The sequence below is a fragment of the Thiomicrospira sp. R3 genome (assembly GCF_029581415.1).
Classification (GTDB): domain Bacteria; phylum Pseudomonadota; class Gammaproteobacteria; order Thiomicrospirales; family Thiomicrospiraceae; genus Thiomicrospira.
In genome coordinates this window covers 955,590-978,151 of record NZ_CP121121.1, presented here as the reverse complement: position 1 = coordinate 978,151, position 22,562 = coordinate 955,590, and the positions used below count along the sequence as shown (strand labels likewise).

General features: G+C 44.5%; 26 protein-coding genes and 1 pseudogene. 3 read left to right on the top strand and 24 right to left on the bottom strand.

Going from position 1 to position 22,562, the window contains the following annotated elements; genetic code table 11:
• Nucleotides 1-27: 27 nt before the first annotated feature.
• The 19 genes and pseudogenes from P8S55_RS04920 to rpmH form a co-directional block, all read right to left on the bottom strand.
• Nucleotides 28-1,383 carry a type II toxin-antitoxin system HipA family toxin gene (locus tag P8S55_RS04920; RefSeq protein WP_289225167.1) on the bottom strand — a complete coding sequence of 452 codons (1,356 nt, stop codon included), beginning with the start codon at nt 1,381-1,383 and terminating at the stop codon, nt 28-30.
• On the bottom strand, nt 1,373-1,663 hold the full coding sequence (locus P8S55_RS04915; RefSeq protein ID WP_289225166.1) for a helix-turn-helix domain-containing protein: 291 nt from the start codon (nt 1,661-1,663) through the stop codon (nt 1,373-1,375). The genes P8S55_RS04920 and P8S55_RS04915 overlap by 11 nt, the downstream gene beginning before the upstream one ends.
• Nucleotides 1,664-1,773: 110 nt before the next feature.
• Nucleotides 1,774-1,881: pseudogene (locus P8S55_RS04910) on the bottom strand (HipA N-terminal domain-containing protein); the annotation flags it as partial.
• 85 nt (nt 1,882-1,966) lie between these two features.
• Nucleotides 1,967-2,446, bottom strand: coding sequence for a cyclic pyranopterin monophosphate synthase MoaC (gene moaC / locus P8S55_RS04905; RefSeq protein ID WP_289225165.1), 480 nt, complete (start codon nt 2,444-2,446; stop codon nt 1,967-1,969).
• A gap of 19 nt (nt 2,447-2,465) precedes the next feature.
• Nucleotides 2,466-3,665: a molybdopterin molybdotransferase MoeA gene (locus tag P8S55_RS04900; RefSeq protein ID WP_289225164.1), complete on the bottom strand. Its 1,200-nt coding sequence runs from the start codon at nt 3,663-3,665 to the stop codon at nt 2,466-2,468.
• Nucleotides 3,666-3,696: 31 nt separating this feature from the next.
• On the bottom strand, nt 3,697-4,173 hold the full coding sequence (moaE, locus tag P8S55_RS04895) for a molybdopterin synthase catalytic subunit MoaE (protein ID WP_289225163.1): 477 nt from the start codon (nt 4,171-4,173) through the stop codon (nt 3,697-3,699).
• Nucleotide 4,174: 1 nt separating this feature from the next.
• Complete coding sequence (gene moaD / locus P8S55_RS04890) at nt 4,175-4,423, bottom strand: molybdopterin converting factor subunit 1 (protein WP_289225162.1); 249 nt, start codon at nt 4,421-4,423, stop codon at nt 4,175-4,177.
• Nucleotides 4,424-4,479: 56 nt separating this feature from the next.
• Nucleotides 4,480-5,475 carry a GTP 3',8-cyclase MoaA gene (gene moaA / locus P8S55_RS04885; protein WP_289225161.1) on the bottom strand — a complete coding sequence of 332 codons (996 nt, stop codon included), beginning with the start codon at nt 5,473-5,475 and terminating at the stop codon, nt 4,480-4,482.
• 150 nt (nt 5,476-5,625) lie between these two features.
• Entirely contained in the window at nt 5,626-7,485 is a 1,860-nt protein-coding gene (gene glmS, locus P8S55_RS04880) for a glutamine--fructose-6-phosphate transaminase (isomerizing) (RefSeq protein WP_289225160.1), read from the bottom strand.
• A gap of 291 nt (nt 7,486-7,776) precedes the next feature.
• Entirely contained in the window at nt 7,777-9,075 is a 1,299-nt protein-coding gene (locus tag P8S55_RS04875; protein ID WP_289225159.1) for an NAD(P)/FAD-dependent oxidoreductase, read from the bottom strand.
• A 10-nt stretch (nt 9,076-9,085) separates the two neighbouring features.
• On the bottom strand, nt 9,086-9,385 hold the full coding sequence (locus P8S55_RS04870) for a c-type cytochrome (protein WP_289225158.1): 300 nt from the start codon (nt 9,383-9,385) through the stop codon (nt 9,086-9,088).
• Nucleotides 9,386-9,628: 243 nt separating this feature from the next.
• Nucleotides 9,629-9,835, bottom strand: coding sequence for an FCSD flavin-binding domain-containing protein (locus P8S55_RS04865; RefSeq protein WP_289225157.1), 207 nt, complete (start codon nt 9,833-9,835; stop codon nt 9,629-9,631).
• A 3-nt stretch (nt 9,836-9,838) separates the two neighbouring features.
• On the bottom strand, nt 9,839-10,228 hold the full coding sequence (locus P8S55_RS04860; protein WP_353957026.1) for a hypothetical protein: 390 nt from the start codon (nt 10,226-10,228) through the stop codon (nt 9,839-9,841).
• 172 nt (nt 10,229-10,400) lie between these two features.
• Nucleotides 10,401-11,510 (bottom strand): DNA polymerase III subunit beta, encoded by a 1,110-nt coding sequence (gene dnaN, locus P8S55_RS04855; RefSeq protein WP_289225155.1) that lies wholly within the window; start codon nt 11,508-11,510, stop codon nt 10,401-10,403.
• A 10-nt stretch (nt 11,511-11,520) separates the two neighbouring features.
• The gene (gene dnaA, locus P8S55_RS04850) at nt 11,521-12,873 is read right to left on the bottom strand and encodes a chromosomal replication initiator protein DnaA (RefSeq protein WP_289225154.1); all 1,353 of its coding nucleotides are present in this window, start codon (nt 12,871-12,873) and stop codon (nt 11,521-11,523) included.
• Nucleotides 12,874-13,072: 199 nt separating this feature from the next.
• Nucleotides 13,073-13,861, bottom strand: coding sequence for a sulfite exporter TauE/SafE family protein (locus P8S55_RS04845; protein WP_289225153.1), 789 nt, complete (start codon nt 13,859-13,861; stop codon nt 13,073-13,075).
• A gap of 76 nt (nt 13,862-13,937) precedes the next feature.
• Nucleotides 13,938-15,623: a membrane protein insertase YidC gene (gene yidC, locus P8S55_RS04840; RefSeq protein ID WP_289225152.1), complete on the bottom strand. Its 1,686-nt coding sequence runs from the start codon at nt 15,621-15,623 to the stop codon at nt 13,938-13,940.
• A gap of 2 nt (nt 15,624-15,625) precedes the next feature.
• Nucleotides 15,626-16,057, bottom strand: a complete 432-nt coding sequence (gene rnpA, locus P8S55_RS04835; protein ID WP_289225151.1) for a ribonuclease P protein component — start codon at nt 16,055-16,057, stop codon at nt 15,626-15,628.
• A 6-nt stretch (nt 16,058-16,063) separates the two neighbouring features.
• The gene (rpmH, locus tag P8S55_RS04830) at nt 16,064-16,198 is read right to left on the bottom strand and encodes a 50S ribosomal protein L34 (RefSeq protein ID WP_289225150.1); all 135 of its coding nucleotides are present in this window, start codon (nt 16,196-16,198) and stop codon (nt 16,064-16,066) included.
• A gap of 154 nt (nt 16,199-16,352) precedes the next feature.
• On the opposite strand from rpmH, the gene recF reads away from it, so the two are divergent.
• The gene (recF, locus tag P8S55_RS04825; protein ID WP_289225149.1) at nt 16,353-17,456 is read left to right on the top strand and encodes a DNA replication/repair protein RecF; all 1,104 of its coding nucleotides are present in this window, start codon (nt 16,353-16,355) and stop codon (nt 17,454-17,456) included.
• On the opposite strand, the gene P8S55_RS04820 is transcribed toward recF, so the two are convergent.
• The 4 genes from P8S55_RS04820 to P8S55_RS04805 are packed head-to-tail and all read right to left on the bottom strand — an operon-like array spanning nt 17,453 to nt 19,888.
• On the bottom strand, nt 17,453-17,920 hold the full coding sequence (locus tag P8S55_RS04820) for a hypothetical protein (protein WP_289225148.1): 468 nt from the start codon (nt 17,918-17,920) through the stop codon (nt 17,453-17,455). The genes recF and P8S55_RS04820 overlap by 4 nt on opposite strands.
• A gap of 9 nt (nt 17,921-17,929) precedes the next feature.
• On the bottom strand, nt 17,930-18,394 hold the full coding sequence (locus P8S55_RS04815; RefSeq protein ID WP_289225147.1) for a FliG C-terminal domain-containing protein: 465 nt from the start codon (nt 18,392-18,394) through the stop codon (nt 17,930-17,932).
• Nucleotides 18,395-18,400: 6 nt separating this feature from the next.
• Complete coding sequence (locus P8S55_RS04810; protein ID WP_289225146.1) at nt 18,401-19,126, bottom strand: OmpA/MotB family protein; 726 nt, start codon at nt 19,124-19,126, stop codon at nt 18,401-18,403.
• Nucleotides 19,127-19,888, bottom strand: coding sequence for a motility protein A (locus P8S55_RS04805; protein WP_289225145.1), 762 nt, complete (start codon nt 19,886-19,888; stop codon nt 19,127-19,129).
• A 276-nt stretch (nt 19,889-20,164) separates the two neighbouring features.
• On the opposite strand from P8S55_RS04805, the gene P8S55_RS04800 reads away from it, so the two are divergent.
• Nucleotides 20,165-20,851, top strand: a complete 687-nt coding sequence (locus P8S55_RS04800; protein WP_289225144.1) for a PAS domain-containing protein — start codon at nt 20,165-20,167, stop codon at nt 20,849-20,851.
• 27 nt (nt 20,852-20,878) lie between these two features.
• Here the strand turns inward: P8S55_RS04800 and P8S55_RS04795 are convergent, their stop codons facing one another.
• Nucleotides 20,879-22,099, bottom strand: coding sequence for an RNA-guided endonuclease InsQ/TnpB family protein (locus tag P8S55_RS04795; RefSeq protein ID WP_289225143.1), 1,221 nt, complete (start codon nt 22,097-22,099; stop codon nt 20,879-20,881).
• 30 nt (nt 22,100-22,129) lie between these two features.
• On the opposite strand from P8S55_RS04795, the gene tnpA reads away from it, so the two are divergent.
• Entirely contained in the window at nt 22,130-22,546 is a 417-nt protein-coding gene (gene tnpA / locus P8S55_RS04790) for an IS200/IS605 family transposase (RefSeq protein ID WP_289225142.1), read from the top strand.
• The last annotated feature ends 16 nt before the right edge of the window (nt 22,547-22,562 follow it).

Below are 22,562 nucleotides of genomic sequence, written 5' to 3'. Positions count from 1 at the left end.
GGGGGTATTCAGAATTAAGAAATGGTTTTAAGTTGATTGAAAAAGTGCGGCATTTTCCTGTTTGCGCTGATTCAATGTCTTGTTAATGCTAGACACTGTCGTTTTACTGATCCCTTGTTGCTGTGCAAGCCAACTAAACTGGCTGAGTGTTTCAGCCACGTCTTCAATAACCTCCTTCGCATCATGCCAATTCGCAAAACCTGCACCTATAGCAAGTTTTTGCATCACCTTAATCGGCGGCGCTTTACCATATCCCCCAAAGGCGGTGGCATGTTCGTTAAATGGGTGTGGACTGTAGGTAACATCGTAAAAGGGTGCCGGATTCCATTGGCCATCGTCCGCTTGTAAAAAAGCCCAGTTTTTACTGTGGTCGTCTTGGTTAGACGACAGCAGGTTAAAAATGGCGCGGCGAAATTGCAGTTGTCCAGCAGCTGGAGATTTACACAGCTGGCGACTAGCTTTGATTAAGTCAATATAATCTAAACTTGGCGTTCGAAAGTCTGCATCCAGCAGCCCGCAGGCGCTGTGCATATGCAAGCGGCCTGAACTGTGCTTGCTGCCTAAACGGGTCTGTTCAGCGACATAATCGAAACGCTTGAGTGCTAACCACGCAGCCGCACCGCTTGTATGCGGCGCTTCAATCAGCTTCCAGAACGTTGGTTGACACTTAGCCTGCTCTGCCATTTGCAAATAAACCGCTTCACACAAACCTTCTTCATGCCCGAGCGCTAGATTTTTCGAGGTAAACTTAATTAGCCAGGCTTCATCACCTGGCTGTGCATAGGTTCGACAATGTTGAGTTTCCCCAGCAGGCATATAAATCTGCGCCTTGGGCCTTGCCCCACCCGAACTACCTCCGGCGACTAATGCGGCCAAGACCTGTTGAGTATGCCCATCTAACTCATCGTGGTTGTCGTCTATATAATCTGACACTGAAGAATCAAACAGCGTTTGAGCTTCTAAGCCCAAGGTTGCTAAATCAATATCCGCCTGTGTCGTGGCTGAAAACTCAGACACCGGAGAAAAAGACAATGCTCCCATGCCTTTATCACCGACAAAAGCCAGCCGGTCCATCGCGGTTAATTGATTAGGCAGGATGCCTTTTTGCCGGAAAATACGATCTTGTAACAGCATGCCCCAGCCGTCGGGCAAACAATCCGCAAATACGCCATGCAAACCTTGATGCGGCTGTTTAGGTGCGGCTTGAACCTGTGTGCTCGCCTGTAAAGCAAAGGGGGATAAATTGCCAAACTGCTGCAAATAGTTGTCTGTATACTGAAAAAAACCGCCTTGCCGATTTTGCGCCAAGATCCCTACAGTGACCTGCTCGCCTGAACTTAACCTTCGGGTTACCATGAGTTTTTGAATGGGTTTAAAACTCATCGTTTAGTACCTCATCAATACTAGAGGGCATAGTGGCGCGCTCTTTGTTCGGTTGTGTGAGCTGATAAAGCCTATCCAATGAGTCGAGGGTCTGCCATAGCAACAGCAATTGGCGAAATGAAATCTGTCCAGTTAGCTCAAATTTCTTAATGGTGGCCGCAGGTACACAGCTTCGCTCGGCTAACGCAGCTCGTGACAACTTTGCGCGTTGACGTAACTCACGCAAATAAGCCGCATAGGCTTGGATTACATCGGTATCATCAAGTAAAGTAAAATTCATCCGCAACGACTCATTGGATACAGTTGTGTCCATTATATAGATAAAAAACCAAAAATAGCCACTATTGTATCCAAAAAACGAAGGTATTGAGTTTGCTATGGTCTCTAGCTCTACTTAATAATCAGGTTCAACCGTGATCGCACCGGATCGACACCGGCACGCTCTGCTAGGTAATTGCGCATCGTTTCTTCTGGCAAAAGATTCGACAAAAACGGGCTTAACTTGGCTTGGGCAGGATTGGGTAGGCCTGGCTAACACACGTATCATCAAGGAGTGAAAAGCGCATAGCAAAACCCTGGCAATTTAAGCGGTGCGTTGCCAATGGCCGCTTTTGCCGCCTTTCTTTTCTAGCAGTTGAAGTTGGTCGATTACCATGCCTTTGTCCACGGCTTTACACATATCATAAAGCGTTAGGGCGGCCGTGCTGGCGGCAGTCAGAGCTTCCATCTCGACACCCGTTTGACCGACAAGCTTGCATATAGCGATAATTTCAACCGATGCGTTTTCAAAGTTGGGCGTTAGTTCAACCTTTACCGAGGTGAGCATCAGTGGATGGCACATGGGAATAAGGTCAGGGGTGCGTTTAGCGGCCATAATACCGGCTATACGCGCTGTAGCGAGTACGTCGCCTTTTTTATGCTTGCCTTCGGCAATCATTTGCAGGGTTTGGGGTTGCATATGTATTACCGCCATGGCTCGTGCTTCGCGCTCGGTGTGGGCTTTGTCACTTACATCCACCATCCGTGCTTGGCCTTTTTCGTCTAAATGGGTCAGTTCCGACATCCGTTATCCTTTAGTGTGTTTAGTGTGATAAGGCGTTGAATGAGATATATTCCACCGCATCGCCTTTTTTAATCGGCGTGTCTTCGGGAATAACAACCAGGCCTGTTGCCCATACCGTAGAAGTTAGTACGCCCGAGCCTTGGTGTGGATAGATCCGAGCGAAGCTGGTTTGTTCGCGATTTTCAATGCGGGCGCGCACAAACTCAAGGCGAAAGCCAGGATTGAGCCAATCAAAATCCGCCGTTAACCAAATAGATTCCGGGGTTAAGCAGCTAGCGCCCTGCATGGCTAATAAAAACGGGCGTGCGAATAAATTAAACGTGGTAAAAGCCGAAACGGGGTTACCGGGTAGGCCAATAAAAGGTTTGCCCATCACCTCGCCAAAAGCGAGCGGTTTTCCAGGTTTCATTTTAACCTGCCACATATCGAGTTTGCCAAGACATTCAACCGCCGGTTTTAGGTGATCCTCTTCACCGACCGATACGCCACCCGTGGTAATAATGACATCTCCAAGCTGTGCGGCTTTGCTTAGGGCGGCCTGGGTGGCTTCGAGCGTATCTTCAACCTGCCCCATATCCACCCAATCAAACCCCAGCTGGCTAACCAAGCTCATTAAGTTTGTATGGTTAGAGTTATATATCTTACCTGGTTCAGGGGCTTGGCCAGGTTGCAAGAGTTCATCACCGGTTGTTAGGGTCACCAGGGTTAAGGGTTTATAAACCTCAACCGCTGCTTGTCCCACGGAGGCAATCAGTGCCAAATCTTGCGGACGCAATTTATGACCTGCGGATAAAATCTCATGGTGTTGTGCAATATCTTCCCCGCAACACCGAATATTTTGCCCTGCGCGAATCGGTTGATTAAAGCACACGCCCGAATCCCTTAGCTCAGCTTCTTCTTGCATTATGATCGCATCCGCGCCGGCAGGAATCGGTGCGCCCGTAAAGATACGCGCGACGCTCGAAGGAGCCAAGGGGGCTGGTTGAGTGCCCGCAGGAATACGCTGGCTAATGGGCATCACCAAGCCTGGTTGTATTTCGGCAGTGCGCACGGCATAGCCATCCATCATCGAGTTATCATGCGGCGGTACATTGACAGGCGAAATCACCGGCTGGGCTAAAACACAGCCCAATGCCTGAGGCAAAGAGCGTGATTCTATTTGTTGGGTAACCTGGGCTTGTGCAATCAGATAGTCGATCGCTTCATTCACTGTTTTCATAGGTATTTGGTTTGACTTGTTGTTTTAACAATTAGGGTTTAGTTAGCCAACGCTGGATCGCTTGCTCATCGCTCAGTCGCGCATCGACCCAACGCTCGCCTTCAGCTGTCCATTCTTTTTTCCAAAAAGGCGCATTGGTTTTTAAATAATCCATAATAAAATGTGAGGCTTCAAATGCATTTTCTCGATGCCTACTGGCTACCGCTACCAATACAATTTGGTCTTTCGGCTGCATTTTTCCAATACGATGGATAATCAAACTAGATTCCAATGACCAACGCTGATGGGCTTGTTGGCGAATGTTTTCAAGGGCTTTTTCTGTCATGCCTGGGTAGTGTTCCAGTTCAAGTTGTTGAATGTCATCGCCTTCATTAATATCACGAACCGTGCCGACAAACGCCACGACTGCACCGACATCTGCATGTTCGTTACGTAACCAATTGACTTCGGTGGTTAAATCAAAGTCTTGATGTTGAACCCGTACAAACGGGTTTTTTGAATCCGCCATTTTAGCCTCCGCTAACCGGTGGAAAAAAGGCCACCTCATCACCGGCTTTAATCGGTGTTTCACGATTCGCAATATCGTGGTTCACCGCGACTTGAATCGCATTGCTTTCTAGCAAATGCGCGCGCCATTGTTCGCCGCGCTCCGCAAGGTTATGGATCAAATCACCTACCGTTCTGAATTGCGCCGGAACCTGCTCTTGCCCCTGGCCAAAGGTTTCTCGCAAACTCGCAAAATATAAAATATTAACCATCAATGCACTCCTCACTCTTCAATCAACACTATAAACTAAACGTTCGCTATCCAAGCTCAACCGCCAAGCGATACCATTTGCCTGAATTCAATATTATGGACATTTTCGTTAAAGAAATGACGCTCGGGTTTTTTGGCAATGGCATCTATAATCACCTGACGCAGTTCTTCATCACTCGCCCCGGCACGTAATGGCGCTCGCAGGTCAACCCCATCTTCCTGACCCAAGCACAAGGCTAAAAAGCCTCGTGCGGTTAAACGCACCCGATTACAGGTTTCGCAGAAATGTTGGGACACCGCGGAAATCACCCCTATTTTTGCATCCGTACCTGCAATCAAATAATTGCGCGCCGGGCCATCATGGGTTCGACTGCTCGAAGGAATTAAATCACTGCCAACATGCTCACGAACTCGCTTTAGAATTTTATCGGCGGCATAATGCTGATCCATCATACTCACGCCAGCAGGGCCAATCGGCATGGTTTCGATAAACCGGACCTCGACACCCTTTTGAATACCAAAATCAACCATCGCTTCAATTTCATCGTCGTTGGTGCCTTTCATCACCACCATGTTGAGCTTAACCGGTTTCATGCCATGTGCCAAAGCCGCGTCAATACCGGCCATCACCTTAACTAGATCACCACCACGGGTAATATGATGAAACTTATTGGCGTTCAGTGAATCAATCGAAATATTCACCCGATTGACACTGGGTGCTAAGGCCGCGGCATGCCTGTCTAAATGATGCGCATTGGTGGAAAGCGCAATATCAACCAGGCCTGGTAGCGCACTTAAATCGGCCGCAAACGCCGCTAAGCCTTTTCTAACCAGTGGCTCGCCCCCCGTCAGGCGCACTTTTTTAACGCCTAATTCACTAAAGGCTTTAATCACACGGGTTAATTCGTCAAACGATAGGTATTCGGTATGATTACCCTCTGGGTGCACACCCTGTTCCGGCATGCAATAACCACAACGATAGTTGCACTTATCCGTTACGGATACACGAAGGTATTCTATTTTGCGTTGAAATGGGTCTATTAATTCATTCATATGCTTTTCTTTGAACCGTTAGGTTCGGTTGGCTATAACGGTATGTAATGATATACCAGCCGATAACTGAACTCAACAAAAAATCAGGCAAGAATCAAGAAAGTTTACCCACGCTATTCGCTGTTCGCATCAACGTAGGCAAAACCAGAGCTATTCGACGGTCACCGACTTGGCGAGATTTCGAGGCTGGTCAACATCAGTACCTTTGATTAGGGCGACGTGATAAGCTAAAAGCTGTAAAACAATATTAAACGTAATGGGTGCGGTGATGCGACCCACATTGCTGGTGGTTTTTACAACCGTAAAGGTTCCATCTGAACTAGTATTGGATTTTTCATCCTCGAATACAATCATCTGACCACCCCGTGCATTGACTTCTTGTAAATTTGATTTCAACTTTTCCAATAAATCGTCATGCGGTGCAATCGCTACCACTGGCATAGTTTCATCAATTAACGCCAACGGACCATGTTTGAGCTCGCCGGCTGGATAGGCTTCAGCGTGAATATAACTGATCTCTTTGAGCTTTAATGCCCCCTCCATCGCAATCGGATACATCGTTCCGCGACCTAAAAATAAACTATGTTGTTTATCCGCAAAACGACTGGCCAATATTTGAATGGTCGCTTCATGACTCAACGCACTTTGCACCAAGCCTGGTAGTTTTTTAAGCCCTTTTACAATCAAGCCTTCACGCTTCTCAGACAAACGCTTTTGTACCTTACCCACAGAGGTAAGCAGTAACGCCAGTGATACCAATTGAGTACTAAAGGCCTTAGTGCTTGCAACGCCAATTTCTGGGCCCGCATGGGTTAGAAAAACCAAATCTGATTCACGCGTCATTGACGACTCGGCTGCATTACAAATGGTTAAGGTCGGAACAGTTAAATTCTTTTGCTTTGCAAGCGCTTTGACCTGCTGTAACGCCGCCAGCGTATCAGCGGTTTCACCGGATTGTGAAATAGTCACAAACAAGGTATTGTTTAACACTACCGGATTGCGATAACGAAACTCACTGGCGACTTCCACTTGGCAGGGCAGTTGCAAAATGTCTTCAAACCAATATCTAGCCACCAGGCCTGCATGATAGCTAGTTCCGCAAGCAATAATTTGTACCTGCTCAATCTGCTCAAATATGGCCTCGGCTTGATTGCCAAACGCATTCACCAATACATTTTTTTGTGTAATACGGCCCTCGAGTGTATCGCTAATCGCCTGAGGTTGCTCAAAAATTTCTTTGTGCATATAGTGGCGATGTTCACCCAACTCAACCGCTGCCGCACTTAAACTGGACACTCGCACTTCACGCTCGACCGCTTCACCCTGCGCATTATAAATCTGTAAACCATCTCGGCGAATATCGGCCATATCGCCTTCTTCTAAAAAGATCATATTTTGCGTGACGGGCAATAAGGCCGATACATCAGACGCAATAAAATACTCTCCAATACCCACACCAATCACCAAAGGGCTGCCCTTACGTGCAGCAATTAAACGATCTGGTGCGCAGGTTGACATTACACCCAGCGCATAGGCTCCTTCAAACTTCTGAATCGCCGCCTGTACCGCTTTTAATAAATCGGGCTGATGTTTAAGCTGCTCAACCACACAATGGGCAATCACTTCCGTGTCGGTTTGTGAACTAAACACATAACCCATTGTTTGTTGTATCGATTTTAATGCTTGATAGTTTTCGATAATCCCGTTGTGCACCACGGCAACCTGATTGTCACTAAAATGGGGGTGTGCGTTAGCTTCAGACGGCACACCGTGGGTCGCCCAGCGGGTATGCGCAATACCCACTTGACCGCTAATCGGCGATTGATCGGCATTAATCACCGCTTCCAACGCTTTAATTTTGCCTAATGATCGACGGCGAACAAGTTTTGCATCCGCATCCATCACAGCGATACCGGCTGAATCGTAACCACGATATTCAAGTCGTCTTAGACCTTCCAGCATAACCGGAACAATATTACGCTCGGCTACCCCACCTACAATTCCGCACATACACACCACCTTTCAAGACTGATCAATTAATATCAAATTATTTTAACATATAAGCTAAATATCATCGTTTCTAACTCGCAAAAGCACCAGATGCCTCGGCCAACCCGCCTCGGTGACCGGGCATATAAAATCGGGCTGATTACCCATAACACAATAAATGCCAAACTAAATCGCATGATACTACCCCTTGAATAACTTAAGGCTTTTATCTTACGCATTAGGCCAGAAACAAACAATAAAAAACCCGCCTAAGCGGGTTTTAAATCAAACAACCAGGCCTGGTTAGAGTAGTTAGCCCCAAACCTCATCGGTGATACTGTTGTACCAGCCTTGGGTGTAAATGGCTTCCATTTTGCGTACATCAGGCGTCGCCCCCATCGGTGAGACCCCACCTGAACCCGGAACTGAAACAATTTTGCCATCTTGAAAGTCATAAATTGCCGCGACGGAAATCGCATAATCCGGTGTGACCAACGAATAACACGTGTTAACGTTTTTCGCTGAAATCGGTTCTTGACCCGCCATGGCTAATACGATATTGGCCGCACAGGAACGGGCTTGGCTGGTCGCTGAATGACCCGATTTTGGCATTGGCCCTGCAATACACGCATCGCCGATTACATAGATATTTTTGTGAATTGCAGATTCAAACGTTTGTTGATTAATTGGACAATAACCAGACTCATTCGTCAGACCGGTCGCTACGGCCAATTTACCGGCTTTTTGTGGCGGGATATAGTTAATAACATCCGCCTTCACCTTGCCATAATCCGCATCAATGGTTTTGTTTTTAACATCAATGCTTCTCAGCTTACCCCCACCATCTAACTTGACATGTTCAATCATCTGACCGTAATGTAACTCCCACCCCTCAACGAACAAGCCTTGCTTTGAGAAGGCATTTTTCTGATCAAGAATTAAGATCTTCGCAGTTGGGTTGTTGTTCTTTAGATAATGGGCAACGGTACCCACACGCTCATAAGGTCCAGGTGGGCAACGGAATGGGTTTGGTGGTGCGACCATTGCGAAGATTCCGCCCTGTCTCATTGACTGGAGTTGATCACGTAATAACAAGGTTTGGTCACCAGCCTTATAAGCGTGTGGCAATGATTTCTCGGTACTTTCATCAACACCTGCATGCACGTCCCATTTAAAGTCAATTCCTGGCGACAAGACTAATTTGTCATAACTTAAACTTCTGCCATTCTTAAGCTTAATTAGTTGCTTGTCAGGATCAACCGATGCAACAACCTCATGCATCACATTAATACCGTTCTTTTTCGCCGCATTGTAATTATGCGTGATTTGCTTCATTTCGTGGAAGCCACCAATGACCCAGTTAGAGCCAGGGCAGGTAATGTACTCTTTGTTAGATTCAATCAGCGTTACATTTAATTCAGGGTTATAACGCTTTAGATATTTAGCCGCCGCTGAACCACCGAAACCACCCCCAATTACCACAATTTGACCCGCACCCTTACGGCCTGTAGTCGAGCAACCGCTTAATGCAAGGGCAGCGGGGGCAGCGATACCGGCCGCTGCTAATTGAATCATCTGACGACGCGAAAGTTTTGAAAATACGTTTTTCATAATGCTTCTCCTATAATCCTTGTTTACCGATAAATTTCGCCATTAGCTCAATTTCTTCATCGGTATAGCCTTTCGCATGACGATCCATAATCGTGCCTGGACGGGTACCATCGCGGTAGGCTTTCATTTGGCTGATAATCAGGGAAGCGGGGTAATTTTCTAGGGTAGGGATAATCGCGTTATTAAGACGGCCTTCATAGCCATGGCAAGAAAAGCAGCTATTGGCTAATAATTCACCGCGCTCGACGGCTTGAACAGGAAACACACTCGCTAACATTAGGCCCGCGGCGGGTAACAGAATTTTCTTCATTAGTAATGCCTCATATCTAATTTTTTTAAAAAGGTCTAATAAACTATAGATGAGTTGTATTAACACGGCTAATAAAATTTTGCTTAGCTGGATAAGTTTTTTTTATATTAGAATATAAAGAAACTGAGGCGTAAGCCGTTGGCAATATCTAACCTTATGATTTTAAATGATATTTAAACTTAAATAAAAACGGGTGCCCTAGTGAACCCGTTTTTACCCAACTAAGGAAATAATATTTACCGATTATTTAAAGGTATCAGCGACAATATTATTAAACCAAGAATAGGCATATTGCACTTCACGCTTACGATCACGCGCATTAAACGCATCACCGCCAGGCGTTAAACCACCTGAGCTGGGCACGGAGATAATTTTGTCACCGTCATAAGCATAAACGGCCGCAACCGAGATCGCTTCATCATGCGCCACAATCGAGTAACAAGTGGTCACCCACTAAGGTTCGATCATGCTCTTACCGGTTACCACCGCTGCTAAATTTGCTTCAGAGTTAGCGGCGTAACCCGACTTAGGTAAAGGGGTCGCAATCGCCACATCATCAATGACATAGACATCTTTATGAATGGTTGATTCAAAGGTTTTACCTTTTGCAGTTTTCACGGTTTTTGTTTTTAGATCAACACCCACGACACCGTCTTCACCATGCCATTCAATCATCGCATTCGCTGAACCGTAACCATAATGACGTTTCAATGCATCCCTAAACAGTCCTTTGTTTGAAGAGGTTGGCTTAGGATCAAGCATAATCACTTTTGACTTAGGCTTATTGTCTTTCGGATTTGTACCAGTGGCACCATAACAACGGTCACATAAAGTATTGTGCATACGCTGAGCTAATTGCGCTAATTGCGCTGATTGCTGATCGTAGGGTTTTTCTACCTGAACATATTTTGGGCTATTTGCAATCTAGGGTTGGCGTTGAAAAGTTAGTCAAAAGTAGAAAAACTCCTACTTTGTGCAACCCCTGAACCGTTAGATGCGCCAAACCTTGGCCCTACTATAAGCGCATCGGCATAATAACATGCTGGCATTGCATCGTTTGATCTTCAACAGTGATTAAGCAACTATTGCTGCTGTCCTTAAGATTAAGCGTAATGACTTCTGACTTTAACGAGTTAATCACATCAAGCAAATAACCAACATTAAAGCCTATCTCAATACGATCACCTTCAAAATCAATCGCCATATCTTCGTTGGATTCATCTTGTTCTGCATTCTGCGCATGGACAGTAAGCAGGTTTTGATCAAACACCAAACGAACTCCTCTAAAACGCTCATTCGATAAAATGGAGGCACGTTGCAAAATCGATTTAAATAACTGATGATCAAGCTGAACCTGTACATCATTAAACTTAGGTAATACACGGTTATAATCAGGATAACGACCATCAATCAATTTACAGGTAAACACTGTATCGCTAAACTGTAAGGTTAAATAATTTTTTGCCATTGATAAACTCACCGATTCGTCGGGGGCTGATAACAGCTTTGTGAGCTCAACCACTGCTTTACGCGGAACAATAGCTTGCGTTGGGACAACCCGCTCCATCGCATTATTCAAAACACAAGTCGATAATCGATGACCGTCAGTAGCCACTAAACGTAAACCATAAGGCGATACATCAAACAACATACCGTTTAAATAAAACCGTACATCTTGGCTTGCCATCGCAAAGCCACAGTGCTGAATCAGATTTTTTAACTCGGCCTGACTGATTTCAAACAGAGATTGAGCCTGAGTTAAATCAATATGCGGATAGTCTTGACCCGGCAAAGTTGAAAGTTTAAACGAAGAACGACCGGCTTTTAGCGTGCAGCGCCCCTCCTCAAACTCCATTACGACATGCAAACCTTCAGGTAACGAACGTACAATCGTTAATAGCTTTTGTGCTGGCAAGGTAGTATCAAACGCCTCGCCCTCTATCGACTCAATGGGGGTTTGGGAGCGGGTTTCAATTTCTGAATCCGAACCCGTCACAATCAGTTGCGTCTGCCAGACTTGAAATAAAAAATTGCCAAGAATAGGGTTAGTATGGCGTTTCTCAACAACACCCGCCACATTCTGTAGCGCTTTTAAAAAGTTTTCACGTTGAATGGTCAGCTTCATTATTAAGACCTCAAGAAGTAATAATTCGAATGAGTTTAGTAAAGTCTTCATCAATACGATGATCCGTTTCTCGCAATTCTTTCACCTTGCGTACAGCATGTAACACCGTGGTGTGATCCCGCCCACCAAAAGCATCACCAATCTCCGGTAAACTATGGTTCGTTAACTCTTTGGCAATCGCCATTGCTACTTGACGTGGCCTCGCCACGTTACGGGTTCTGCGTTTTGATAAAATATCGGCGACACGCAATTTATAATAATCAGCCGTGGTTTTTTGAATATTCTCTAACGTAACCATCTTTTGCTGCAACGCCAATAGATCTTTAAGCGCATCTTTAACTAACAGCAAACTTAACGGCTGCTCAGTAAATTGTGAATAGGCAATCACACGCTTTAGCGCGCCCTCCAGTTCACGCACATTACCTCTAAGACGTTTTGCAATAAAAAATGCCACTTCTTCTGGTAAGGAAATGCCCGACTCACTGGCTTTCTTCATTAGAATAGCTACCCGCATTTCGAACTCAGGTGGCTCGACAGCAATCGTCAGACCCCAACCGAAACGCGACTTTAAACGATCCTCTAAGCCATCCACTTCTTTGGGGAACCGATCCGATGTTAGAATAACCTGCTTATTGCCTTCTAGTAGGGTGTTAAAAGTATGAAAAAACTCTTCCTGCGATTGCTCTTTATTGGCAAAAAATTGAATATCGTCAATCAACAAGGCGTCCAGTGATCGATAAAAACGTTTAAAGTCTTCAATTTTATTATGACGAAGCGCGTTCACCATGTCCGCAACAAAACTCTCAGAGTGTAAATAAGCGACGCGCGCATTCGGGTTTTTAGCTAACAAGGCGTTACCAATAGCGTGCATTAAATGGGTTTTACCCAACCCTACCCCACCATAGATAAAGAAAGGATTGTAGCTCCCCCCTGGATTTTCTGCCACCTGCCGCGCTGCCGCTGCCGCTAACTGGTTGGCCTTTCCCTCAACAAAATTATCAAATGTATAGTTGGGGTTTAGTTTATGTTTAATTGTTTTCTTTGCTGATTCCTGAGGTTTCTGTAACCTTTGCTGCTGCAAAGGTTGAGGTACCGCAGGTTCATTGACAGGCTCATCGAGATCATACTCACCGATTTCGAGACGGACCTGAGGGGGATTGTCTGGCATCACCTTTTCAACCGCCTGACGTATATTTAACATCAACTTGCGGTTAACCCAATCCAAAATAAAAGGCGTAGGAGCAAGAAGGCGAATAACCGACTCTTCTTCGATGACTTTTAGAGGTCTTATCCAGCTATGAAACTGCTGTTCATTTAGATCATTTTCCAAATATTTGAGGCTTTGCGACCATAAATGACTCAAAACACTTCTCCTTTAACCCTTAGCCTAATTACAATGTCGAAATTATACCTGTGAATAACTTCAAAAAACAGCAGGGGGCTGTGGATAACTTCACCATGAACACTGTGGATAACTTATTGAAAACTTACTCAATACATTGATAGTAAACAATTAATAACGGTGAATAAAATTTTTCAAATTAAATTAAATCAAGCGCTAGCTAAAAAAACAACATCTTTATCCCAAGGATGATTAAAAGCAATGCAAATAACTTTTTTAACAACTCTATCGAGCTACGGTGGGCTAATTTTGCGCCCCAGTGTGCCGTAAAAACACTCATAACCACAATCGCTAAAAAGGCAGGCCAATAGACAAACCCTGTGGTATAGCTGGGTAAGTTTTCTAATTTTAACCCTGCCAACATATAAGCCAAGGTACCTGACAAAGCAACAGGTAAGGATAAAGCTGCAGATGTCGCGATCGCTTGGTGCGCTTTTATATTGTGCCAAAGTAAATAGGGCGTACTTAAAGAGCCGCCCCCTACTCCCAATAACGAAGACAAACCACCCATCCCTGCCCCCACAGAATTACGAGCTACCAGGCCTGGTAATTGGCGCTGTGGCGAAGGTTTTCTATTAGCCAATATCTGCCAAGCCACCAATAATTCCATCACACCAAATAGCTTGGCTAAAATCGATGTCGAAAAAAACTGCGCACTCCACGCGCCAACAAACGCGCCTAGTAATACACCCGCTACCATGGTTTTTAAAATATCCCAACGCACCGCTTGATGACGATGATGGGTATTCACCGACGATAAACTGGTAATTAAAATCGTTGCCAACGATGTCGCAATCGCCATATGAACACTATAAGGGCTGTCCAAATAAATCAAAAACACCGTGCTTAAAATCGGCACCAGTACTAGGCCACCACCAATCCCGAGCAGACCAGCAAGTAAACCGGCAAACGCACCGGCAATCAAATAAATCACGATTTCAATTAACATAGCACACCCCTTTTTTCTATACAAAAAAGCCACGCGTAAGTGCGTGGCTTTTTGAAGCGAGACCGCTCAAAGAAGGCTAACGTTTTTTCTCAGCTAGAGCCTCTTTGGCATCCATTTTTTCAATTTTCTTCGTAATATAGTATTGCTGAGAAACCGAAAGAATATTGTTCATTAACCAGTAAAGAACCAAACCAGCGGGGAACCACATAAAGAACAGCGTAAAGATAAACGGCAGTAGGCGCATCACCTTTTGCTGCATTTCATCCATCATTGCGGTCGGGTTCAGTTTTTGCTGAATCCACATGGTTAAGCCCATCAAAATCGGCAACACAAAATACGGATCTTTAGTTGATAGATCACTAATCCACAAGATCCATTCGGCTTGACGCATCTCCACAGAATAGATTAGCACCCAGTAAAGCGCAATAAACACCGGCATCTGCACCAAGATAGGCAAGCAGCCACCCAGCGGATTGATTTTCTCTTCTTTATAGAGCTTCATCATCTTCTGCTGGAACAGTACCTTGTCGTCACCGTAGTTTTCTTTTAACTGCTTTAACTTCGGCTGGAACTTGCGTAACTTCGCCATCGAGTAGTAGCTCTTCGCCGATAGCCAGTAGAACGCCAACTTAATCAAAATCGTCAATACAATAATCGACCAACCCCAGTTCCCTACGATATTGTTGATATGGTTGAGCAACCAGAAAAGCGGCTCAGCCAAAATGGTGAACATACCGTAATCGATAGTTTTTTCCAGGCCTGGCGCAATCTTTTTAAGAACATTCTGCTCAGTGGGGCCAATATAAATTTGGCTACGAATCGTGTCGGTTTGCCCAGCACCAATCGTAACCGCAGGTTCAACCACACCAATCGAATAACGCCCTTGATCCAACGCACGCGCATAAAAGTTATTGGTTACATTCTGATTCGGTATCACCGCTGTAACAAAATAATGCTGAATCATCGCCGCCCAACCGCCTTGAATTGGCAGGTTTTCTAGCGGCTGATTGGCAATGTTTTTAAAATCGTACTTATTGTACTTTTTATCATCACTGTAATGATTGTAATACACAGGTCCAGTATAGGTGTACATCATCAACGAGGAATAAGGATCATGCGCCGTTCGCACAAACTGAGAATACAAACTACCCGACCAGTCCTGGTCAGTGCGGTTGGTCACCTCATATTCCACATCAATTAAATAAGATCCACGGGTAAACACATAGGACTTAGTGACCTCAATCCCCGCTTCACGCCAAACCATCGGCACACGCAATGTATCCCCTTCCATACGGAACTCAGTTTGCTCGACATGGAAAACCGAACGGTGTGTTGGCGCAGGTAAGGCGGCACTTGGCGGGGTTGCTATACCGTTTTGATGGAAATATATCAACGGCCCTTGATCACCCATTAAATGAAACGGTGTATAGCGATCACGCGGCATGCCATGCAGCGGTGTACGCGCATCACGGATATCACCGCCCAAGGTATCAATTTCAAGATGGAGTGTATCGGTGATAACACGAATACGCTGCTGCTGAGCCATAGGAGTCAGGGCTTGAGGTACATCCGACCCGGTTTGAGTTGAAGCTGGCATACCGTCAAGTGGCATATTTGCCATCGGCACATCAGCAGGGCGATCAGCATGAATCGCCACTTGATTTGGATCCACAGTCGGTGAAGCACTAAACTTCATCCATTCAAACCATAACCACATGGCGGTGAAGGCAAGGGCAATCCACCAAAATGCTCTCATATTCATGCTTATTCCTTAACGCTAGTAAGTTTTAAATCGCTAAGTGCGATTTTTTGAACCAAATGAAAAAAACTGTTTGCCAGAGTCAGATTGTCAATATCTTGCATACCCCTACGTCCCAGCACGACAATATCATAACCGCATAAAACATCTTTATGTTGACGAAATCCCTCCCGCGCAATCCTTTTTACCCGATTTCGCCATACAGCGCGTGATAATTGCTTTTTTGCAACCGCCAAACCTAAGCGAGAAAAAGGCAAATCATTTGCGCGAACAATAAGTGTCCAGTGACGATTAGCAAACTTTTCAGCTTGAGCAAAAACGAATTGAAATTGTTTCGGAGTCAGTAAACGGGAGGATTTGGGGAAATCATGTCGAAGCAACACAGGAGACAGTTGCTTCGAGGGTAACGCGTTGGCGCTTAGGCGATCAAAACTCATCTACTGCTAAACAGCTAAACGAGTACGACCCTTTGCACGACGAGCCGCAAGAATTTTGCGACCATTTTTAGTTGCCATGCGGGCACGGAAACCGTGGTTACGCTTGCGCTTGATTACGCTTGGTTGAAATGTACGTTTCATGTCTAAATACCTATTTCATTTCGATCGAAAAAAGAGAACAGCGAATGTTAATCGCTTTTGACTCAAAACGCAAGTAGAATGTTGTTGGCATTTGCCCGCTATCGGATGTTTTTTGCGTGTTAAAATAGTTTTTTATTCTTGACTACAGATTTTAATGGCGCATCTTCAAACCCTGCAACTGCATCAATTTCGCAATATCCAACAGGCAGAACTGCATTTTTCTCCCGGGCTGAACCTACTAATAGGTGATAATGCTGCAGGAAAAACCTCCGTGATCGAAGCCCTATGGTTATTAGCATCTGGCCGTTCATTTCGAAGTCATAAACCTCAACAGCTTATCCAATTCGAGCAAAATCAACTCATTGTTTTTTGCGAAATAAACCAACATGAACAAACCCATAAACTTGGCCTGCAGCGTGATGCACAGGGTATAACCCTAAAACTTAATGGCGAAAAACAACCCAGTCAGTCAGTCTTTGCTCGCCATCTCCCCATTCAACTCCTCACACCTGAAAGCCATCGGCTTCTAGAAGAAGGGCCTAAAGCGCGGCGCCAGTTTTTAGACTGGGGCTGCTTTTATCACCACCCCGAGTTTATGCCAAGCTGGCGCCAATTTAATCGTGCACTTAAACAACGTAATAGCAGTTTAAAAGACACGGGTAGCAAACAACACGCTTGCATTTGGAATCAGCCAATGATTGAAGCAGCGACGACGATTAATCAGATTAGGCAAGCTTATTTAAACGACATTACACCTTTTGTTTATGACTTTTGTCAGCGTTTAATGCCAGAACTTCATACTCAGCCTGAATTTCAGTTTTACCCTGGCTGGCCCGCTAATAAAGCAAATTTTTCAGACGCACTGAATGACAGTCTATGTCGAGATGCCCAGCTTGGCTATACGCAATATGGATGTCATCGAGCGGATATTAAAATAAAAATAAATAAACAAGAACCGCTCGTGGGGCTATCACGCGGCCAGCAAAAACTTTTTGTTTGTGCCCTTTTATTGGCGCAGGCTCGGTTTTTAGCACAAAAAACTCAGGATTCTGTCATTATGCTTATCGATGACCTGCCCGCAGAATTAGACCTAACTCATCGCATCAACCTATTAGCGCTTTTGGATGAATTAAAGATTCAACACTTGGTAACGACAACCGCTTTAGACCTGATACCTCACCTTCATCCTGCCAAGGCTTTCAAGATCGACCAGGGCGTAATTAAACCTCTGACTATCACCAATAATCTAAACATTTAAAAATCATCTTCAGCGCGGATTTTTTTGCGCATCTGTATGGCTCTTTTTAAGCTCGGAATAATAAATTGATCCATCTGATTAAGTGCTTTTTTCACTGTGATTTTTTGGTAAAGCTGGATATCTTCTTCAAGTTCTTTGCGTTTTATTTTAGGAAGATTACTCATTATTTTTTCGCGGACTTTGCCCGTATTATCTATTTTACATAGGATTACTTTTTGAATAGAGGTTAACTCGGTAAGCATATACTGAATTGCCGCGTTTTCGATCGCGACCATTTTCATCACAATTTTTCGATGTGCATCCAAACTTCGCTCGAGTGCCGCTTCATCTTCAGGCGTAAGCTGCTTTAAACGATAGTCCATCTGCTCAACTAAACTATTAGCGGCAGCCGTCTCAAGGGTCAATATTACAAATCCGGCCTCAACTAAAAAATGATCTTCTTTGCGTTTAACTTTTATATCCATATTGATGACCTATAAGTATGCTGACGATTCATAATGAAACTCAATTAAACCTTGATCCTCAAGCTCATAGGCTAAGCGAATCAATCTCACCAAGGCCTCTTTTTGATCCGGTTTATCTGGCATAGGTAAATACTTAATATCTTCCAACATCTGCTTTTCTTGGGCTTGCCCCATATTACGCAACACCGTGCGTTTTAAGTCTTCATCCTGCAAAAGTGCTAACCAAACGCGCAGGTCATTCTTATCTGCTCGGCTTAAGAACTGCGGCCAATCATTTTGACAAATAAATTTCAATTTTAACGCCATTTTTAAATAGCTTTTAATGACGGCATCTTGATCTTGCCCTGAGGATCGCAGGCTATGCTTTAAACTAATCCGCATTAAATGTGCAGTAAATCGATCAATTCTCAAAATCGCATTACCAATCTGTACTAGCCATTCGTTATCATTAACTTTTTGCATTCCGATTTTCATAGACTTCTACTTTTCTTCTAACGAAATAATAATTTCAACGCGTCGATCTTTAGAATAATTTGCAAAATCCCCCAAGGTAGAGATCGGCATAGAGTCGGCACGGCCTTCAACTTTAAGGTTTTCTGCCTTTACAAAACCTAGGTCTAACAGATACTCACCCACTGAAGCCGCACGCGACGCGGATAAATCCCAATTTGTTCTAAAACGACGGCTGCCTGTCAGTGGCACGCGGTCAGTATGACCCCTAACTAAAATTTTTGCGTTTTCAATGTCTCTAACGGGAAACATTCGGCGCAGCTCTACCCTAAACTGGGGCAAAAGATCCGCGCTGCCAGAACGAAACAAGGCTTCACCCTCAAAGGTTAATTGCACCGTTTGATCATCGGGATTAACCTCTACTTGAACATTCTCTTGTGGCTCATAAATCTCTTGAATCATCTCAGCCATCTGCTCAAACTTTTCGTTTTCCTGCTGATCGTTTTCAACCGGCGAGTCAGGGTGCATTTCGATAATGGTTTTACCATCAAACTCGAATATACCACTTTTTGCATCACCAAATACGCTTTGCAGCGAAGTCGCAACCTCCCGAAATTTATGATCTTCAATTGAGCTCATTGCATAAAGCAACGCAAAAAAAGCCATTAGCAAACTCATCAAGTCCGCAAAGGTTACCATCCAGCCAGGCGCACCCTTTTTGCAAGGTTTAGCCGGTGGACACTTATTTTCACTCACTTAAGCAACCTCAGGCAGCTTGTAAAAGTCGTGGGTTAAATAGGGTTTAACCGCCTCGCGCATAATCATCGGCGATTCACCGTTTTTGATATACATCAAACAAATTGCAATCATTTCACGTTCATGCACCGTCGTTGCCTGCCAAGAAGAAATTTTTTCCGCCATCGGAATAAACGCCGCATTGGCAATAATCGCACCGTAAAGGGTTGTTAATAACGCGACCGCTAACGAGGGGCCAATGGTTGAAGGATCGTCCAAATTCCCTAGCATCAAAATAAGACCAATGACCGTGCCTATCATGCCAAACGCGGGGGCCGCGTCAGCCATTGCATCTAACACCGCTTTACCACGTTGTGCTTGGTTAATGACATTTTGAATTTGATCGGATAAATAGCGCTCTAACGCCCTGGCATCCGGCGCAGCCAGCATATAAGCCAAACCATCATCATAAAAGTCATTACCAGAGGTTTGGCCTTCAATAGAAATAAGGCCTTCTTTACGGGTTTTTTTAAGCAACTCTTCGGTAACATCCACCAATTGATTGAGGTCAGAAACGTCTTTTCGCCCCTTGGAGGCCAGCATTGCCGTTTTAAAGCCCTTCCCCATATCCTTAGGTGGAAACTTAGCGATGGTTGCTGCTGCAGTTCCGCCAATAACAATCAAAAACGAAGGGACATCAATAAATGCGCCCAACCCACCGCCGATTACCATTGCAATAATAATGAAAACAAAGGCCAGTGTAATGCCAACAAACATAAACATATTAGTTAAAATCCGTATTTAAATATTTGGTTCGTATAAGAAGTATAATTTTAACCCATGCACACTTCATCCATCATAGGTGATTTTATAGAAAACTAGAAAAAAAGTGTAGCTAGTTGAATCTAGCGGTTAAATTTAACCCTTTAACACAGGGTTAGTGTTTGCTCAATGCACTATTTATGCTTAAATAAGTTTATACCTTTAAAAAATCGGTTTTTCTCGATCACACGCATTAAAACTAGGCCGCACTCACTTAAAAATAGCCGGAGCTACACCATGTCAACCAACAACACCGAATACGCACTACCGGATGATTTAGTCATCCTATCTACTGCGGATTTACAAGGCACTATTCTTGACTACAACAAAGGGTTTCGTGAGGCTTCAGGCTACACAGACGAAGAATTAAAAGGTAAGCCTCACAATCTATTGCGACATCCGGACATGCCCAAAGAAGCCTTTAAAGATTTCTGGCAAACAATTCAGTCGGGACGTCCCTGGTATGGCATGGTTAAAAACAAGCGTAAAAACGGCCAGTTTTACTGGGTGGCGGCGAATTCCAGCCCCATTATCGAAAAAGGTAAAATTACTGGCTATCTGTCTGTTCGCTACCCAGCAACAAGTCAACAAAAACAAAATGCAGAACAACTTTATCGTGAAGTTAAAGCAGGTAGCACACCTTTTCCTTGGACAAATCAAGAGTCAAAAGCACTGCAGCTTATTCAAAAGGCTGTGCCCATTACCCTTGGACTACTCAGTGTATTATTACTTTTGATGCAAACTGGGCTTAACCTAACATCCGGCTTTTCAGCCCTGCTTGCCTTTGGCGCAGGTGGATATTTGCTTTACAGCTCTATTCGCTCCAATCGCATTTCTAAGGAATTAAGCCAGGGCATTGAAAACCTAGCTAATGGCTATTTTAGACTTGACGTCCTCCCCGCCCTAAAGGACGGGGATTCCTAGTATCGTCTGACACCAGGCGTTTTTACCTTATACGCAAGCGACTTCGGTAGAAACCGGTTCCTGCTTCACGGTTGAGACAAACGCCTCAACTCCACAGGCTAGCCCCCGATGTCCTCGGGTTAACACATTCAAAGCACCGACCAAGTCGGCGTTTTCAGTGTATCCACATTCAACACACTCAAAATTGGATTGTGTTAAACGATTTTCTTTGGCTACATGAGCACAACACGGACAGGTTTGAGAGGTGTGTTTGGGGTTAACCTTTAACACATCGCCACCCAACCAGGCCTGCTTGTATTCAAGCATCTGCACGAACATTCCCCAGCCCTGGTCTAAAATCGCCTTATTCAAGCCCGACTTGGCTTTCACGTTTCGACCAGAGTTGGTTATATCGCCCTTGGCCGATTTCGACATGTTTTTTACCTTTAAATCCTCAACCACGACCATAGCGTGGTTTTTGCAAATCACGGTTGAAGATTTATGTAAAAAGTCTAATCGGGCACTGGCAATGCGCTCATGCGCACGAGTTATTTTTTGTTTCTGCTTTTTCCAGTTGGCAGAGAACTTAGCTTTTCGTGCCAGCTTACGCTGTGCTAAAGCCAACTTCTTTTCCCACTGTTTAAAACTGTTTAACGGTTCAATGCAGTTGCCGTCAGATAAGGTGACAAAGCGTTTAACGCCTAGATCAATACCCACGATGGATGTTGATTGATGGCGCTGAATATCGGCTTCATATTCAGTTTGTATCGACACATACCAATGCTTCCCTTTTCTGGAAACCGTCACATTCTTAAGCTCACCGATTACTTGGCGTGAATTGCGGTATTTCACCCAGCCAATTTTTGGCAAGAATACACGGTTGGTATCTTGCTCAAGTTTAAATCCCTGCGGATAGCGAAAACTGTCACCCAATCCTTTCCTTTTGAATACCGGAATGCGTTTTAGTGGCTGGGTTTTATCAAAACCATCTTTAAACGCACGTTCGAGATTTTTGAGTGTTTGCTGTAGGGTTTGGGAGTGAGCGGTTTTTAAAAAACCGTATTCGTCAGACTGCTTCCAGAGTGTTAGCCAAAACGCCATCTCGCTATACCAGAGTATCGGTTGCTTATGCTCAAGCCGAAACAAATTCGTCGCTAACGCCTTATTCCACACAAACCGGCTTGCACCGGCAAACTCAACCATCTTCTGTACTTGGTCAGAATTTGGGTTAAGTCGGAACTTAAAGGCTTTGCGTATCGTTTTCTTCATGGTTATAATTATACAAAAAGGATTTGGTCTATGCAAGTTAATGACGAGATAAGAACAGGCAGGAGCTGCGTTTTTAATCTTCACGCTCATTTGGTATTTGTCACAAAATACCGCAGAGATGTGTTTAGTGACAGGGTGTTAAATGATTTGGAAGAAATCTTTAAAAAAGTCTGCTTGGATTTTGAAGCGGAATTAGTGGAGTTTAATGGCGAGCATGACCACGTACATCTTTTGATTAATTACCCGCCTAAAGTAGCAATTTCTAACCTGGTGAATAGCTTGAAAGGCGTATCAAGTCGCCTTATTCGCAAAAAAAACTATCCCGAAATTCAGAAAAAACTTTGGGGAAATACGCTTTGGAGCCCTAGCTACTTTGCAGGCAGTTGTGGTGGTGCACCCTTGTCAATTATCAAGCAATATATTGAGCAACAACAACGACCACACTAAACAGGCTTTGCTGTTC